The organism is Cloacibacterium sp. Arc13, from assembly GCF_041431305.1.
Lineage (GTDB): Bacteria > Bacteroidota > Bacteroidia > Flavobacteriales > Weeksellaceae > Cloacibacterium > Cloacibacterium caeni_B.
In genome coordinates this window covers 81920-99290 of record NZ_JASMRM010000011.1, presented here as the reverse complement: position 1 = coordinate 99290, position 17371 = coordinate 81920, and the positions used below count along the sequence as shown (strand labels likewise).

The following is a 17371-nucleotide window of genomic DNA, read 5'->3' as shown; positions in this document are numbered from 1 at the left end:
CTTCCAAATATTTTTTCAAATATTTTTATGTTCTCGTCTCGTATCTCTTTCCTTAATTAGCTCCTGCGCTTCCCGTTATTTTGGTGATGCAAAAGTACGAAGTTTTACACAATCCCCAAATTTATTTACATGTTTTTTATGACATAAATCACAACTTACTGAAAACTAATAGGAAAAATTTAATTTTAATTTATGTTAAATAGAGAACTTCAATTAGCAATCTCCATTTAGCCCCGATTGAAACGGAAATCCTTTTTTGGCGAGAGGCTTTGACGAGCCAAAAAGATTGCAGTGGAAAGCGGGAAATAGCTCCTAAATTTTCTCATAAATCGTTAAAAGAAACTCTGCAAATGATTTTTCGAGGGCAATAATATCTCCTGTTTTATAATTTATCCCTGGTGAAGCTGCTGAATTGGTCGAGATTTTCTTCCCTGAAATCTGAAAATATTGTTCTAGCTGGTTATTTTTAGCCTGAAGTTTTATTCTAGAGCCTAAAAATTTACCCACTGAAATATCTGTAATCTCTTGTTGAGATAAATCTAACTGAAGAAAACTTCTCTGTGGCAACTTTATTTTTTTATTATTAATCCTTACTTCTATTTCTTTTTCTGGATTAATGAGGTAGACTGTATTTTCTTTTTGAGGAATGGTTTGTTTTTCCTTATAATATATATATAGTATATAGTGATGCGGATTAAAGGTAGAATTACCTTCTATATTTTCGGCAGGCTTCATATAATAGGTATTGCCACCGATAGATTTTGCTTTTTTATAAATTTCTGAAAAAACAGCAGAATCATCGTTAGAAAATCCTGAAACTTCTATTTTTCCTAAATATTGAGCATCTGTTTTGGGTTCTTCCTTGAGAGCATACAAAAATTTATCGCTATTGGCATGAATTTCTTTGGCTTCTGTAAGGAATATATTCTGAGAGAAACAAAAACTACTATATAATACTATATATATGTATAAGATTTTTTTCATTTTAATTATTTTGTAATATTTGAATGCAGTCTTCTAGACTTTCTTCCCAAGGTTTTAATTGGATAGCATAGGTTTTAGAAATTTTGTCTAAATCTAGAACGCTATTTTTTGGTCTTTTTGCTGGTGTAGGATATTGCGACGTCTCGATTGTGTTTAATTTAATCTTAGCTTCTGAAAGTTCTGCAATTTTTTCCGCAAAGTCAAACCAAGAAATTCTGCCCAAATTAGAAAAATTAAAAATCCCAGGTGTAATTTTTCCTAATTTAATGATTTTCATAATCGTTTCTGCTAAATCATTGGCATTGGTTGGTTGACCAAATTGGTCTGCTACAATACTTAATTCTTCTTTGGCAGCGAAAAGATTCAACATGGTTTTAACAAAATTTTTGCCAAATTCTGAATACACCCATGAAGTTCTGAGAATAACCGAACAAGGATTTACTTCTAAAGCCAATTCGTCTCCTGCTAATTTGGATGCGCCATAAACTCCCAAAGGACTGGTAAAGTCTTCTTCAGTATATGCTAAATTATTTTCGCCATCAAAAACATAGTCTGTAGAAACGTGAATAAACTGCGCATTATTTTCTGCACATGCTTCTGCCAAGTTTTCTGTACCATCTGCATTTACCAAAAAAGCTTTTTCTACCTCTGTCTCTGCTAAATCTACCGCAGTATAAGCCGCAGTATTAATACAAAAATCAGGAGCATTTTGCCAAAAGAAATCATTTACTTCTTCTTTATTGGTAATATCTAATGTTTCTGAATCTGTAAAAATAAATTCGAATTCTTCAAATTGAGAAGAAATTTTCTGAAGACATTGTCCTAATTGTCCGTTTGCTCCAGTAACTAAAATTTTTTTCATTTTAAAATAATTTTATGAAGTTCTAAAAAAGAAATAGCGTTTAAATCTTTTTCGGAAATTAATTGTTGCTCTGCTGGAATTCTCCAGTCAATATTTACGGTTTTATCTAATGGATGAATGCCACATTCTGACTCTTTATTATAAAAATCATCACACTTATATCCCACTAATACTGTTTCTGAAAGTACAGAATACCCATGCAAAAAACCTTTTGGCACAAATAATTGCCATCTGTTTTCTTCGGTGAGTTCCACGGCAAAAGACTGACCAAAAGTGGGAGAGTTTTTTCTTACATCTACTGCAACATCTAAAATTCTACCTTGTACGCAATACACCAATTTAGCTTGCGCATAAGGTGGAAGTTGCATGTGTAAACCTCTGATTGCTCCGTAATGTGAAAACGCAAGGTTATCTTGAACAAAATCTACTTCTTTGCCAGAAAGTTTTTGGAAAATATTTTTATTATAATTTTCGAAAAAATAACCGCGATTATCGTTCCAGATTTTCGGTTTTAAAATAAAACAATCTAAAAGAGGTGTTTTTTCTAGCTCCATCTTATCCTTTATTTAAAATTCTAAAATATTGAACTCTATCTTTGAACTCTTGATGAGGAATTTCTACCAAATACTGAGAAAAAAGCTCTTTAGTTTCTGTTGGCAATGCTTCAGATCTTCTTGTTTTCATATTGAAATAAATAACCGTTATCCAAAGTACTGCAAAAACTTCTTTTTCGTTTTCGTCTTTCATCAGAATTTCTACTTTAGAAATTCTGTCAGACATTTCGATGGTTTTACTGCTGATTACAACTTTGGTATTTGCTTTTACTTCTTTTAAATAGGCAATTTCATTCTGAACCGCTACCCAAGTACAACCTGTTCTTCTGAAATAATCTTCGTAGGTGAAACCGTAAAATTCTTCTACATGATCTTCTCTAGCGTTGAGCATGTACTCCAAATATTTTACATTATTAAGATGACCAATTGGGTCGCAATCGCTGAATCTAATTTTTACAACACTCGAAACTTCTTTTTCCATTTTCATAATTTAAGATTAATGTTCTTTATTTTCTTATAAAGAATGATGGTACAAAAATAAATAAAAAAACCACCTTATGGTAAGGTGGTTTTATAATATTTAGGATATAAATTAGATTCCTAATTCTTTTTTTACAGCAGCTGTAGCATCTGGACCAGCTTTGTAGATTAATCCATTAGTTGCAGAATCAAAAATGAAATCCCAACCGTTTGCTTTAGCAGCTCTGGTAATAGCATCATTTAATCTTTTTTCGATTGGTGCATAAGCAGCGTCTTGTCTGTCTAATAAATCTTTTTGAGCAGTCTGAGACATTTGCTGAAGATTTTGTTGAGTTTTACCCAATTCAGCTTCTTTAGCTTCTCTTTGTTGAGCTGTTAATTTAGCACCTTCTTGTTGATATTTCTGAACATCTGCTTGGAAAGCAGTCGCTAGTTTTTCTAATTCTGCTTGTTTAGCAGTAGAGAAAGCTTTTAATTGTTCGTCAGCCTTTATTTTTTCTGGCATCATGTTAAGAATAGCTGCCACATCTACTGTAGCTATCTTCTGAGCCTTTGCAACTCCGAACGACATAAACATCATCACTGCTGCAAATAATACGCTTAATTTTTTCATGTTTTTCTAAAAATTTAAATTGTTTATTATTTTACTATTTTTTATTTTTTGCTTTAGCGTCTTTACTTTTTGTGTCTTCTTTAGAAGGACCTTTAAGTAATTGGTCTAAAACTTTGTCGGTGTAATCATATCTTTTATCAAGAAAAATAACACTCATATTACTACTTTTATCAAGAACTATGCCCAAACTATTTTTTTCTGTAACTGTTTTGATGGCATTCCAAATTTGGTCTTGAAAAGGTTTTGCTAAATTGGCTCTAAATTTATTAATTTCTCCTTCGCCGCTGAATTTTTCAGCAATAAATTTTTTAATTTTTTTATCGAGATTTTTTACTTCTGCCTCTCTTTGTTTTAATTGCTCTCCTACTAAAAGTACTTTTTCATTTTCAAAAGCGGCTTTTTTTGCATCATATTCTGCTTGTAGGGTTTGCAATTCTGTTTCCCAAGCTTTGATTTGTTCTTCTAATCTCGCTTGTGCTTCTGTATACTGTGGCAATTTACTCAAAATATAATTGGTATCTACCACTCCTATTTTTTGTGCAAATGTAACAGAATTAGCAGTTAAAAATATTAAAAATATTAAAAAAACTTTTAAATTTTTCATATTAATGATGATTGTGTGTTATAATGACTGGTTCATCAAGAAGTGAGTCTGCCATCCTGAAGGTTCTGAGCCACCAATAGTTTTATCAAATCCATAAGCGAAATCAAATCCTATTAAACCGAATGCACCCATGTAAACTCTAATCCCCACTCCTACTGATCTTTTTAACTGAAACGGATTAAATGCAGAATAATTGTTCCAAGTGTTTCCTGCTTCAGCAAAAGTTAATGCAAAAATCTTTGCAGTTTGATTCATAGAAATAGGATATCTTAATTCTGCTGCATATCTGCTGTAGATTGTTCCACCACCAATTGGTGTAATATCTGTAGCCGAACCTCCTTCTGTAGAAGCATTTTCGTAACCTCTTAACGGAACTAATTCTCTACCATCAAATCTACCACCTAATAAACCTGTACCTCCTACATAGAATCTTTCGAAAGGTGGAGCTCCTAAATCTTTATTATATCCGTCTAAGAATCCCATTTCTGCGGTACTTCTTAGAACCAACTTACCAATTACTTCGTTATAAGCATCTGCTTTAAACTTAATTTTATAGAATTCCATCCATCTGTATTTCTCTTGTGGAGTCATAGATGAATAATCTTTATTTTGGAATAAAGAGTAAGGCGGCGTAAACTTAATAGTAGCTTCAATATTAGAACCTGTAGTTGGGAAAATTGGGTCATAACCTGCAGAATTTCTACTTAGACCAACATTGAAACTAAAGTTATTAGCATTACCATTACTCACAGTAGTAGAACCAAACTGGAATGGATAATTCTTGAAATTATAACTCTGGAATGAAATCCCTGTATATAGAGAAAAATAGTTATCTGGCCAATTTAAAAGTCTATTCAAACCTGCACTTGCTGAGAAAATATTTAATTTCTGACTAGCTCCAGTATAATCTTTATAATTAACCATAGATTGGCTAAGACTTACTGATAGCGCTGTAGGTCTGTTCCCAAATAACCAAGGTTCTGTAAATGATAAACTGTAGTTTTTGAAATACTGACCAGCTTGCGCTTGTACAGAAAGCATCTGTCCATCTCCTTGTGGAACTGGTTTGAAATCTTTAAGTTTCAAGAAATTTCTTAGTGAAAAATTATTGAAAGTTAAACCTAAAGTTCCGATAAATGAATTACCACCGTAACCAGCTTGTAACTGAACCTGTGATGAACCTTTTTCCACTAAAGTCCAATGAACATCTACCGTATTATCTTGTTGATTCGGTTGGATATCTTGACCAATTTGTTGTGGGTCAAAGAATTGCATTCCAGCTAAATCAAAATACGTTCTTTTGATATCTAATTTAGAGAATAAATTCCCTGGTTTTGTTCTAAGTGAACGAAGAATTACATGGTCATGAGTAGTAGTGTTACCAGACCAAGTTACTCTATTCCAAGTTGCTTTTTCTCCTTCTTTAATTCTAATTTCTATATCGATAGAATCTCCTCTTACAGCTTTTTCTACTGGAATTACACTAGAAAATAAATAACCATTATTCAAGTAAAGTGATTTGATATCTGTATCATCTTCTTTACCACCATCTTCACCTACTTTTTTGTTAAAACCTACTGCATCATAGATTTCTCCTTTTCTGTAGCCTAACAATTTTTGTAAAACTTCTGTAGAATAAGAAGTATTTCCAATGAAATTGACATCACCGATGTAATATTTTTTTCCTTCGTTTAGTTTTACATTGATATTAAATCCTTTATCATTTCTCCAAACTGAGTCAGAAACAATTCTAGCATCTCTAAATCCTAAAGAGTTATAATAACTGATAAGATTTATTTTGTCTTCTTCGTATTTATCTTTAATGAATTTTGATGGTTTTAGAATTCCTTTGATACCAAATCTTTTTTGTTTTGTTTCTTTGAAACCTTTTTTTCTAAGTTTCGCATCAGAAACTTGGTCATTTCCTTCGAATTCTATTTTTGCAATTTTCACTCTTTTTCCTTTAGCCACTTCTATCGTCCAGTCTACAAGGTTAGGGTCATTTGCATTAATTTTGTCTTGAATGGTGATTTTCGCATCAGCGAAACCTTTCTTCACATATTCTTGAGGAACTTTATTTTTAAGTGACGAAATTAAGTCATTGGTAATTTTAGTTCCAGGTTTTAGGTTATTATCTTTAATGAGTTTTTCATTTTTAGATTTTCCTACTCCTTTTCCTACGAATTTCACTTCGCCTAATTCCATAAGGTCTTGTAAGTAGAATTTAAGAACTACGCTTTGTCCTTCTACATCTTCTACATATACTTCTACTTCTGAGAATGATTCTGTTTCCCAAAGTTTTTTAACAGCGCTGCTTATTTTTTGTCCAGGAATATCTACTACTTCTCCTTTGCTAAGTCCCGTAAATCTCAAAATTTGAGCAGGAGAGTATTTTTTTACACCATCTACTACAATATCTTTTAAAATATAAGAAGAAGGCTGATTTTGGGCAGCGGCAGTTTCTTGGTTAGGAGTTACCTGCGCCGAAAGATTTACAGACGCAAAAAATAAAAAAATTGGGATTAAAATATATCTCATTGGTTATAATATTCTATAAAAAAAATTAATTAGTGATTTGTTCACTGGTTTTACCAAATCTTCTTTCTTTGTTTTGGTAGTTTATGATACATTCATATAGGCTTTCTTCTTGAAAATCTGGCCAAAATATATCTAAAAATTGTAATTCTGCATATGCAATTTGCCACAATAAGAAATTACTAATTCTAACTTCTCCACTGGTTCTGATTAATAAATCTACTGGAGGTAGATTTTTAGTATAAAGATGATTTTCGAATAGTGCTTCATCTATATCTTCTGTAGAAATTTTTCCCTCTTTTACTTCTTGGGCAATTTCTTTTACCGCATTCAGAATTTCTCTCTGTGAGCCATAACTTAATGCTAGAACCAAATTACTTTTAGTATTATTTTTAGTAAGATCTACTACATTAAGCAATTGTTCTTTTACCAAGTAAGGCAACTTCTCTATTTCCCCGATTACATGTAACCTTATTCCTTTAGAAAAAAGTTCTTCGGCTTCTTCTAGCAAAGTTTCAGAAAGCAAACTCATTAAAGTATCTACTTCATCAGAAGGACGATTCCAATTTTCAGTAGAAAAAGTGTATAACGTAAGACATTCTATTCCTACCTTATCACATGCAGAAATTGCATTTCTTACAGAAGTGACACCGCTTTTATGGCCAAAGGTTCTTTCTTCTCCTCTAGATTTTGCCCATCTTCCATTTCCATCCATGATTATTGCTACATGTTTTGGAAGACTATTTTTATCAATTTTTTCTAATATATCCTGCATCATTATTTACTTATTGACAATAACATGGTGGTCTTCCAAAAGAATAAGAAAGACCAAGAGAAAGAGAATTCATCCAGTCTTTAGAATTAAGATTTCCTAAATTAAATTCATCACTATAATCTAGCGTATCTGTATTAGTCGCTCGGAACATGAGTTCTGTAAAAAGCGACCAATTATAATCAAACTTATATTTAAAACCAAGACCAAAAGGAATTGCAAAAGCAAGTTTATTACCATCTAATCTTGTACTAAAAACCAAACCTGATATCCCTCCGAAAATATAAGGGCTAATCATACTTCTTTGTTCTTCATTTACTGGAAGAAAATTATAATCAAAAATAGCTGAAGCTTCATAAACCGAATTAGAACCTTTAGCTCTTCTGCTTAATCTGTATAATTCTTGAGCATATCTATCATCAAAATGAATACGATTATAAGCTAATCTAAATCTTATAGATTGATAAGGGTTAAAATTCATTCTATACATAATAGCACCATAAAAAGGAAGCTTATCCTTTGTAAAGCTATTTCCATCTGGTAATGGATTAATATATTTGGTCTTGCCAATATCTCCAGTGAGATTACTTGTTCCTAATTGTATACCTATCTCATGTCTTTGAGCGTACGCTAAAAAACTAAAAAAGAATAGAATAATGATTACTAATGTTTTTCTCTTCATGGTGCTGTTTGCTATTGTACAACTTCAGCGGTATAATAATCTGCAAATATAACATATTTTTACATTAAGAATTATCTTAATGTTTAGTTAAATATCACCACTTAAAGTATAAATTTTATTTAAATATTTTTATTTAAACCAAAATCTGTTTTAAATATTGTTTATTATCCTCAAAACGCTATTTTAAAATGAATTAAATATTGATTTTTGAACTGCTATTTTAATAGCCTTTCACTTAACACGCCATTCTTTGCCAAATCATACTCATACTGTGAACAAGGAACGCATTTTTGAATATTTTCATCACTACCAAAATACCACAATCCCGTAAAACTATCTCTTTTGAAAGCAAATTCCTGATCGTCTATCAACACCCAAAAAGTATCGTAATGACGTTCTTTTGGATGCGTTTTTTGAATATCAATTCCCTCCAATAAATACCAAAGCATTTGTGCCAACAATTGATGATTCAGAACATTTTCAGCATCTGCATTGAAATTAAAAATTCCCGCCATTTTCAGATTTTCGCCTAAGCCAATTTCTTTCATCACGGCACAAATTTCCCTTCTGTTCAAGCCATTAATTTGAGGATTTACTGAAAAAGCTTCTGCAAAACTTTCCACCGCATCACAATTCAGGGTAACCAAATCTGCTCTACGGAAAAACGGCTCTATTCTATCGGTATTTCCCATCATTTCAGCCAATCTTATCACATCAAACTCTACACTTTTCATGAGTTTCACCGCATCTATTTCGTTCAAATGCTTCTGATAACCAAGATGATGATAATCTTTAAGGCTCAATAATTTAGAATTGAAAATTTTCTGTAAAAAGTTTTGTTCATTAATTCCTTCGCCTTCATTGGAAAGGTCAATTTTATTATTAATTTGAGTATATCTGATGTTTTTTTGATGAAAATTAAGCGCATGAATCATCGCAATCGACAGATCATTTCCACCACCTACAACAATCGGAACTGTATTTTTATACAAACACGACGAAAGAATTTCCTGCAAAATATAGTGCGTATCTTGAAGTGATTTCCCGGAAATAAGATCTCCCAAATCACAAATCGGGATTTCAAAATCAAATTTCGAAAGTTTATAAAATTCTTCTCTTACCGTATCAAAATTTTTGGCAATGGCATTTCCTTTGCCGCCTCTGTAATCGCTACAAAAAACCAACAAAATTCCGTTTTCTGGAATTTCATTCGTAATCACACTTCCTAATTGCCACGGTTGAGTTTCTATTTTTTTGGGTGAGATGATAATGTCTTCTATGTTCATTTTTTGAGTTTACTGTTTTCTGATTCGGTTCTTTTAAAAACCTTTACTACAAACTTACAAAATAAGTTCTGCTAAAAGAAAAACTTATACTTTTTTTTCAATTTTAAATCTGCGGGAAGTAATTTTAAGTTTTGGCTAAAGCCAAATAGTTTCTCCACAAAAAAAGCGGACTAAAGTCCGCTCCTATTGATTTTATAATCTTTTGAAAATTATTTCTTCTTCGTTGCAGGTTTTTTAGCAACTGTTTTCTTTGCCGCAGGTTTTTTCTTTTCAGCAAAAGCTGTTTTATCCTGATCAGTAATCCATTTTTTTACTTCATCCAGAGAAACGGTTTGCAATTCTTCTGCTTCATACTTGCTTCCGTCTTCTTTTTTAGGGATTTTGAACATTCCTTTTCCGAATTTAATAAAAGGACCCCATCTTCCGTTTTCAATAGAAATTTTTTCTTTTTCCCATTGCTGAATATAACGATTCGCTTCCTTCTCTAATTTGGCAGAAATGAGTTCTTCAATATCTCCTTGAGAAAGATTGTCAAAATCATATTTCTTAGGAACATTTACATATAAATCTTTGTATTTTACAAATGGTCCAAATCTTCCTGTTCCTTTCGTCACAGGTTCACCTTTATAAGTGGCAATTGGCGCATCTGCTTCTATTTTTTCTTTAATAAAATTTTCTGCAACCTCTTGAGTTACCGAAAAAGGATCTGTTCCTCTTCCAATAGAAATAAAAGCATCTCCCCATTTTACATAAGGCCCGAATCTTCCTACGCCAACAGAAACTGGTTTTCCTTGGAATTCATTTAAATCAAAAGGAATTTTAAATAATTCTAAAGCTTCTTCAAAACTGATGGTATTGATATTTTGCGTTGGCAAAAGTGAAGCGTAAGTCGGTTTCTCTTCATCATCATTTTCCCCAATTTGAATCATCGCACCATATCTTCCCATTCTAGCGTAAACATTTTTGCCAGATTTAGGATCTACACCTAATAATCTCTCACCAGTAGCTCTATCTGCATGTTCTTCTACATCTTCAATTTTCGGGTGGAAATTATCATAGAAATGTTTCAGTGTTTCTTTCCATTTTTCTGAACCATTGGCAATATCGTCAAAATCTTGTTCTACTTTTGCAGTAAAACCATAATCTAAAATTTCATTGAAATTATTGATTAAGAATTCATTCACCACTTCGCCAATATCTGTAGGAACGAATTTATTTTTATCTCCACCAAATTTCTCCGTCAAAACTTCTTTTTTCAGTCCAGATTTTCCTAGAGAAAGCTTTACGATTTCTCTTTCTTGTGGAAGAATCTCGCGTTTATCAACATATCCTCTATTCTGAATCGTCTGAATCGTTGGTGCATAAGTAGAAGGTCTACCAATTCCCAATTCTTCTAATTTTCTTACCAAAGCAGCTTCCGTATATCTTGCTGCTGGTTTAGTGAATTTTTCGGTAGCTGTAATTTTTTTATAGCTTAAAACTTCGCCTACATTTACTTTTGGCAATAGTTTTTCGTTGTTTTCCTCATCATCTTCTTCAGTTTTCGAAATTCCATAGACTTTCAGGAAACCATCGAAAACAATTACCTCACCTTGTGCTTCGAAATGACTTGGCAAAGCAGAATTCCCGATTTCAATTACGGTTTTTTCAATTTTTGCATTTGCCATCTGAGAAGCTAGAGTTCTCTTATAAATGAGTTGATATAATTTATTGAGTTGTGCATCACCAATGGTTTTCACTCCAAAATCAGTCGGACGAATTGCTTCGTGCGCTTCTTGAGCAGATGCAGATTTCGTAGTGTAATTTCTTGGCGAAGAATATTCTGCCCCGAATTCTTTTTCGATGAAATCTTTAGCAGCACTAATCGCATCTTGAGAAAGATTTACTGAGTCTGTTCTCATATAAGTAATGTACCCTTCTTCGTAGAGACGCTGTGCAATTCTCATGGTAGAAGTTACATTGTATCCTAATCTATTAGACGCTTCCTGCTGCAATGTAGAGGTAGTAAAAGGTGCAGAAGCAGAACGTGTTCCTGGCTTTTTTTCTACATTTAAAACTTTGAATTCAGTATTTTGAGATTTTTCTAAAAATGCTTCCGCTTCTTTTTCTTGAGTAAAATCTTTTTTCAGTTTTGCGGCAATTTCTTGCTTTTCTGCATTTAAGAAAGTTCCTTCCACTTTATAAGTAGAACTCGGTTTGAAATTTCTAATTTCTTGTTCTCTTTCTACGACCAATCTTACTGCAACAGATTGTACTCTACCTGCCGAAAGTCCTGTTTTCACTTTTTTCCAAAGTACTGGCGACATTTCAAAACCTACAATTCTGTCGAGAACCCTTCTTGCTTGTTGAGCATTTACGAGATTCTGGTCAATTTTTCTTGGGTTTTCAATCGCTTTCAGGATTGCATTTTTGGTAATTTCGTGGAAAACAATACGCTTAGTATTTTCTTCTTTGAGTTTTAATTCTTGTGCTAAATGCCAAGCAATAGCTTCTCCTTCACGGTCTTCATCGGAAGCCAACCAAACGATTTCCGCTTTTTTCACCGCTGCTTTCAGTTCAGTTACTAATTTCTTTTTATCAGCAGAAACTTCGTAATCTGGCGTGAAGGTTTTAAGGTCTATTCCCATTCCTTTTTTGGGTAAATCTCGGATATGACCGAAGCTAGATTTCACTTCGAAATCTTTCCCGAGATACTTCTGAATGGTCTTCGCTTTTGCTGGTGACTCTACGATTACTAGATTTTTTGACATGCACAAAATTTTTGCAAAAGTAGAAACTTTTTTTTAAACAATCGTTTTTAGCAATTTTCTTACGGTTATCTTTTCTTCAAATAAAGTATTTTATCTTCGTTTCATTCATTTTTTCTATAATAAGAAGTTGGTTTTTCTTGGCATTTAATTTGATGAAATTCTGACAATGATTTATTTTTGCACTATCAAAAAATGAAAACCTCAACATCTACTTTTACAAAACTTCAAAAAATGAATTGCTGTTGTCCTTTTAAAAACCGAAAGAGGACAGATTAGCTTATTTATTTTTTAAAAAACACACATGTTATCATATATCACTGAGTCCTCGAAATGAGGACTTTTTTTTATTTAATTAAAATTTCATTTATGCCCACAGAAAACAAAATCAGAATAACCGCATTTTTAGTATTTATCTTAACCATTTTATACATCACCACTCATTCCATTTGGATTCCTCTTTTTCTATTGATAGATTTCGCTTTGAGAGGTTCTGGATATGGAAAATGGAGTGTTTTAGGATTTTTAGCTGAAAAAATAGTTTCGATTTTTAATTTAGAACAAAAACCCATTTATTTTCCCCCGAAACAATTTGCAGCACAAGTAGTATTTATTTTTTCATTGACTTTACTGATTTTTAATCTTCTCGAAATCAACAGTCTTATTGTAAGCGGAATTTTGCTGATTTGCGCAGGTCTAGAGGCGTTTTTCAATTTCTGTGTAGGATGTTATGTGTACAATGCTTATTATCACTTCAAAAATAAATAGCATTTATTTAACATTTTCAAAAGGTACAACTGTATTAAATTCTGCTATTTTTGTAGAATACAAATCTTATTTTATTGAAAAACTTCATTCAAAATTCCATTAAAAGTCAGAAAGTATTCTATCGATATTTTCGCAGGAAAGGTATTAAAAGACTTTTCAAAGAAAATATCTTAGAAAGTGATGGAAACAACAAAAGTAAAGCACTTTCTATCGCCTTAGGAATTTTTATTGGAGTTTCTCCTTTTTGGGGATTTCATACTGTTTTAGCGCTTTCGTTGGCAACAGTTTTTAAGCTGAATAAGTTTCTTACATTTGTATTTTCTCAAATCAGTTTAGCGCCTTTCATTCCCTTTATTATAGGGATTTCTATGTTTTTCGGTTCGTTTTTCGTGGAAGGGAAAACCAATTTTTCTCATCAAGAATTGGATTTAGAAATGGTAAAACATAACCTGTTACAATACATCGTGGGAAGTTTTATTTTCGCCACTTTGTTAGCGATTAGTTTTGGTTTTACATTTTTCTATTTATTAAATATTTTCCGAAAAGAAAGTACGTCTTAACTCACTTAAAACCAATATTTTTAACCAAAAATTAATAAAAAATCCACGAAAATTCATTATATTCGCACACTTAAATTTTAACAGTAGAAACCGAGATATAATGAAGAAGTTCACAGAATACAAGCAACTTAACCTAAATGCTGTAGCAGAAAACGTTGCCAATTTTTGGAAAACCAATCAAACCTTTAAAAAATCCGTAGAAACACGCGAAGGAAAACCTGAATACGTTTTTTACGAAGGACCGCCTTCTGCAAACGGAATGCCGGGAATTCACCACGTAATGGCGAGAGCATTAAAGGATATTTTTTGCCGTTATCAAACGCAAAACGGAAAGCAAGTTTTCCGTAAAGCTGGTTGGGACACGCATGGTTTACCTGTGGAACTAGGTGTAGAAAAAGAACTCGGAATTACCAAAGAAGACATCGGTAAAAAAATTACCGTAGAAGAATACAACCAAGCATGTAGAAATGCTGTAATGCGTTATACAGACGTTTGGAATGATTTGACAGAAAAAATTGGTTATTGGGTAGATTTAGACAATCCTTACATTACCTACGAACCCAAATACATGGAAACAGTTTGGTGGCTATTAAAACAATTGTACAACAAAGATTTATTGTACAAAGGTTACACCATTCAGCCGTATTCTCCAAAAGCAGGAACTGGACTTTCTTCTCACGAACTGAACCAACCAGGAACCTACAGAGATGTTTCTGACACTACCGTTGTCGCGCAGTTTTCTGTAAAAAATCTTTCTGAAAAAGCATCAGAGATAATCTCGAATCTCAAATCTCAAATCTCAAATCTAAGCATTCTTGCTTGGACGACAACTCCTTGGACTTTGCCTTCTAACACAGCTCTTGCTGTAGGTAGAGACATAGAATATGTTTTAGTTAAGACTTTCAATCAATATACTTTTGAGCCGATTAATATTATTTTGGCTCGTCCGTTATTGGAAAAACAATTCGGTAAAAAATTTGTAGAAGGAACAGATGAAGACTTCGGAAATTACACTGCTGAAAGCAAAACCATTCCTTACCAAATCTTAGCAGAATTTACCGGCGAAGATTTAGCAGGAACCACTTACGAACAACTCATTCCTTGGTTTTTACCCGCAGAAAATCCTGAAAAAGCTTTTAGAGTAATTATCGGAGATTTTGTGACGACTGAAGACGGAACGGGGATTGTTCACATTGCGCCAACTTTCGGGGCAGATGATAACAGAGTTGCCCAAGAAAACGGAATCCCTCCAATGTTGGTGAAAGATGAAAATGATAATTTAGTTCCGTTAGTTGACTTAACTGGTAGATTTTTAAAAGGCGAAAACGTTCCTGAACTTTTCAGCGGAAAATATATTAAAAACGAATATTACGATGAAGGAACTGCTCCTGAAAAATCTTGGGATATAGAACTCGCGATTTTGTTAAAAACCGAAAACAAAGCCTTCAAAGTTGAAAAATATGTTCACAGTTATCCGCATTGTTGGAGAACTGACAAACCAGTTTTGTATTATCCTTTGGATTCTTGGTTTGTAAAAATGACTTCAGTAAGAAATCGTTTGGTAGAACTCAATGAAACCATCAATTGGAAGCCAAAATCTACAGGTGAAGGAAGATTTGCCAATTGGTTAGAAAATGTAAACGACTGGAATCTTTCTCGTTCAAGATATTGGGGAATTCCTTTGCCAATCTGGAGAAGCGAAGATTTGAAAGAGCAAAAAGTTATTGGTTCTGTAGAAGAATTGGTGAATGAAATTCAAAAATCTATAGATGCTGGTTTTATGACGGAAAGTCCTTTCAAAGATTTTGAAGTAGGAAATATGTCTGCTGAAAATTATGCAAAAATAGATTTACACAAAAATATTGTAGATGCCATCACTTTGGTTTCAGATAGCGGAAAACCAATGAAACGTGAATCTGATTTGATTGATGTTTGGTTTGACTCTGGTTCTATGCCTTATGCACAACTTCATTATCCTTTTGAAAACAAGGAAATGATTGACAGCGGAAAAGCTTTCCCTGCAGATTTTATTGCAGAAGGAGTAGACCAAACTAGAGGTTGGTTTTATACACTTCACGCAATTGGAACTACGGTTTTTGATTCTATTGCTTATAAAAATGTAATGTCTAACGGTTTAGTACTTGACAAAAACGGACAAAAAATGTCTAAACGTCTCGGAAATGCAATTGACCCGTTTGAAACTTTACAAAAATACGGTCCCGATGCAACGCGTTGGTACATGATTTCTAACGCCAATCCTTGGGAAAATTTAAAATTTGATTTAGAAGGAATTGATGAAGTGCGTAGAAAATTCTTCGGAACACTTTATAACACGTATTCTTTCTTCAGTTTATATGCGAATGTTGATGGATTTAATTATTCTGAAAAAGAAGTAGAAAATCGCCCAGAAATCGATCGATGGATTTTATCAGAATTAAATCTTTTGGTAAAAGATGTTACCGAGTTTTACGAAGATTACGAACCTACGAAAGTAGCAAGAGCGATTAATAATTTCGTGAATGACAATTTAAGTAACTGGTATGTAAGATTGTGCAGAAGACGTTTCTGGAAAGGAGATTATTCTGAAGACAAGATTTCTGCTTATCAAACTTTATATACTTGTTTGGAAACCGTGGCGAAAATTTCGGCGCCAATTGCTCCGTTCTTTATGGATCAATTGTACCAAGATTTGAACGCGGTTACTGGAAAAGATTCAGCAGAATCTGTTCACTTAACTGATTTCCCGAAAGTTGATGAAAGCTTAATCGACCAAAATTTAGTAGAAAAAACACATTTGGCACAAACCATCACTTCTATGGTATTCTCTTTGAGAAAGAAAGAAAACGTGAAGGTTCGTCAACCACTTCAAAAAGTGATGATTCCTGTTCTAGACAAGAAAACCGAAGAGCAAATTTTAGCGGTTTCGGAACTCATCAAACAAGAAGTGAATGTAAAAGAATTACAATTAATTAATGCAGAAGAAGCAAGTCATTTAATTGTAAAACAAATTAAGCCGAATTTCAAATCTTTAGGTCAAAGACTAGGAAAAGATATGAAAACAGTTGCTGGTGAAATTACTAATATGACTTCGGAGCAAATTTCCACTATTGAAAAAGAAGGAAAAATGACCGTTGCAGGTTACGAAATTGGTTTGGAAGATGTAGAAATTTCTACAAAAGATATCCCAGGTTGGACAGTAGCTAGCGAAGGAAAAACAACGGTAGCGCTTGATTTAACCATTACAGATGAGTTAAAAGCGGAAGGAATTGCAAGAGAATTCATCAATAGAGTTCAGAATTTAAGAAAAGACAAAGATTTCGACCTAACAGACAGAATTTCAATCAGTTTAGAAGAAAACTGTCCATTTAGAAAAGAACTTACTAACAATGAACAATATATTTGTACAGAAGTATTGTCAGATAAAATAGAATTTGTAATTTCACTCGCAAATTTTGAAGAAATCGAAATTGACGAAGTTAAATTTAATGTTAATATTGAAAAAATATAACAAAGATGGCAGAAGAAAGAGTAAGATATAGTGACGCTGAGTTACAAGAATTTAAGAAAATCATACAAGACAAAATAGCAAAGGCTGAAAAAGATTTAGCCCTCATTAACGAAAGTTTCATCAATGATCAAAATAATGGTACAGATGACACTTCTCCTACCTTCAAAGCTTTCGAAGAAGGAGCAGAAACGCTAAGCAAAGAGCAAAATTCTATTTTGGCTGGAAGACAAGAAAAATTCATTCGTGACCTAAAACACGCCCTAATAAGAATTGAAAACAAAACTTACGGCGTTTGTAGAGTGACTGGCAAATTAATCCCAAAAGAAAGATTAATGGCGGTTCCTCATGCTACATTAAGCATTGAAGCGAAAAATATGCAAAGATAAATTTATACTTCGTACAACTTATAATGTGCA

15 protein-coding genes are annotated in these 17371 nt (G+C 32.9%); 4 read left to right on the top strand and 11 right to left on the bottom strand.

The genetic code is table 11. The annotated features are described in order from the left end of the window. Nucleotides 1–312: 312 nt before the first annotated feature. The 11 genes from QO190_RS09480 to topA form a co-directional block, all read right to left on the bottom strand. Nucleotides 313–984 carry a hypothetical protein gene (locus tag QO190_RS09480; protein WP_371462794.1) on the bottom strand — a complete coding sequence of 224 codons (672 nt, stop codon included), beginning with the start codon at nucleotides 982–984 and terminating at the stop codon, nucleotides 313–315. Between the two features lies 1 nt (nucleotide 985). Then, nucleotides 986–1846 carry a dTDP-4-dehydrorhamnose reductase gene (gene rfbD / locus QO190_RS09475; protein ID WP_371462792.1) on the bottom strand — a complete coding sequence of 287 codons (861 nt, stop codon included), beginning with the start codon at nucleotides 1844–1846 and terminating at the stop codon, nucleotides 986–988. Further along, complete coding sequence (gene rfbC / locus QO190_RS09470) at nucleotides 1843–2400, bottom strand: dTDP-4-dehydrorhamnose 3,5-epimerase (protein ID WP_371462790.1); 558 nt, start codon at nucleotides 2398–2400, stop codon at nucleotides 1843–1845. The genes rfbD and rfbC overlap by 4 nt, the downstream gene beginning before the upstream one ends. 1 nt (nucleotide 2401) lies before the next feature. Beyond that, nucleotides 2402–2881, bottom strand: coding sequence for an acyl-CoA thioesterase (locus tag QO190_RS09465; protein WP_371462803.1), 480 nt, complete (start codon nucleotides 2879–2881; stop codon nucleotides 2402–2404). Nucleotides 2882–2992: 111 nt separating this feature from the next. After that, on the bottom strand, nucleotides 2993–3493 hold the full coding sequence (locus QO190_RS09460) for an OmpH family outer membrane protein (RefSeq protein WP_069800202.1): 501 nt from the start codon (nucleotides 3491–3493) through the stop codon (nucleotides 2993–2995). A 34-nt stretch (nucleotides 3494–3527) separates the two neighbouring features. Then, the gene (locus tag QO190_RS09455; protein ID WP_371462788.1) at nucleotides 3528–4097 is read right to left on the bottom strand and encodes an OmpH family outer membrane protein; all 570 of its coding nucleotides are present in this window, start codon (nucleotides 4095–4097) and stop codon (nucleotides 3528–3530) included. A gap of 18 nt (nucleotides 4098–4115) precedes the next feature. After that, nucleotides 4116–6635, bottom strand: coding sequence for an outer membrane protein assembly factor (locus QO190_RS09450; RefSeq protein ID WP_371462787.1), 2520 nt, complete (start codon nucleotides 6633–6635; stop codon nucleotides 4116–4118). Between the two features lie 25 nt (nucleotides 6636–6660). Then, nucleotides 6661–7407 carry an isoprenyl transferase gene (locus QO190_RS09445; protein ID WP_371462801.1) on the bottom strand — a complete coding sequence of 249 codons (747 nt, stop codon included), beginning with the start codon at nucleotides 7405–7407 and terminating at the stop codon, nucleotides 6661–6663. Nucleotides 7408–7417: 10 nt separating this feature from the next. After that, complete coding sequence (locus tag QO190_RS09440) at nucleotides 7418–8086, bottom strand: DUF6089 family protein (RefSeq protein ID WP_371462786.1); 669 nt, start codon at nucleotides 8084–8086, stop codon at nucleotides 7418–7420. 215 nt (nucleotides 8087–8301) lie between these two features. Then, nucleotides 8302–9372 (bottom strand): arginase family protein, encoded by a 1071-nt coding sequence (locus tag QO190_RS09435; RefSeq protein ID WP_371462785.1) that lies wholly within the window; start codon nucleotides 9370–9372, stop codon nucleotides 8302–8304. 209 nt (nucleotides 9373–9581) lie between these two features. Next, nucleotides 9582–12122, bottom strand: coding sequence for a type I DNA topoisomerase (gene topA / locus QO190_RS09430; RefSeq protein WP_371462783.1), 2541 nt, complete (start codon nucleotides 12120–12122; stop codon nucleotides 9582–9584). A 366-nt stretch (nucleotides 12123–12488) separates the two neighbouring features. Between topA and QO190_RS09425 the strand changes: the two genes are divergently transcribed. The 4 genes from QO190_RS09425 (at nucleotide 12489) to QO190_RS09410 (ending at nucleotide 17341) form a co-directional block, all read left to right on the top strand. Further along, nucleotides 12489–12887, top strand: a complete 399-nt coding sequence (locus QO190_RS09425; RefSeq protein ID WP_371462781.1) for a DUF4395 domain-containing protein — start codon at nucleotides 12489–12491, stop codon at nucleotides 12885–12887. Between the two features lie 74 nt (nucleotides 12888–12961). Then, a complete protein-coding gene (locus tag QO190_RS09420; protein WP_371462779.1) occupies nucleotides 12962–13447 on the top strand; it encodes a DUF2062 domain-containing protein in 486 nt (161 codons plus the stop codon). A 100-nt stretch (nucleotides 13448–13547) separates the two neighbouring features. Beyond that, nucleotides 13548–16955, top strand: a complete 3408-nt coding sequence (gene ileS, locus QO190_RS09415) for an isoleucine--tRNA ligase (protein WP_371462778.1) — start codon at nucleotides 13548–13550, stop codon at nucleotides 16953–16955. Nucleotides 16956–16960: 5 nt separating this feature from the next. Next, a complete protein-coding gene (locus QO190_RS09410) occupies nucleotides 16961–17341 on the top strand; it encodes a TraR/DksA C4-type zinc finger protein (RefSeq protein WP_069800237.1) in 381 nt (126 codons plus the stop codon). The last annotated feature ends 30 nt before the right edge of the window (nucleotides 17342–17371 follow it).